Consider the following 303-nt stretch of genomic DNA (forward strand, 5'->3'; position numbering starts at 1 on the left):
CAGCTCCAGCGCGGTGTGGTACTTCATCTCGCCGCAGACGACGGCGTCCACCCCGGCCGCGACGAGCGCCGGCGCGAGGCTGGCCGCCGAGCCCGTGGCTGTGACGACCCGGCGCACCGGCGCATCGGGGGCGCCCCATACCCGCGGCGCGCGGCCGAAGACCGCCATGCAGCGGGCAGCCAGGCGCGCCAAGGTCTCGGGCTCGCCGTCGTTGTCGGGCTCAAGTTCACCCTGCGCTTCGCCGAGCCCTTGGAGGGCTCGCGGCGCAAGGGCTACGGGCAGATCTGCGAGGTGCCCGACAAC

General features: G+C 74.6%; 1 protein-coding gene. It reads right to left on the reverse strand.

Annotation, left to right across the window (positions count from 1 at the left end; translation table 11 throughout):
- The coding region (locus NE591_RS14200; protein ID WP_256156975.1) for a Nif3-like dinuclear metal center hexameric protein at nt 1–168 on the reverse strand (168 nt) is incomplete at its 3' end.
- Nucleotides 169–303 lie beyond the last annotated feature (135 nt).

Origin of the sequence: Adlercreutzia sp. DFI.6.23 (assembly GCF_024462535.1) — a bacterium.
In the GTDB taxonomy this organism is placed as follows: domain Bacteria; phylum Actinomycetota; class Coriobacteriia; order Coriobacteriales; family Eggerthellaceae; genus Adlercreutzia; species Adlercreutzia rubneri.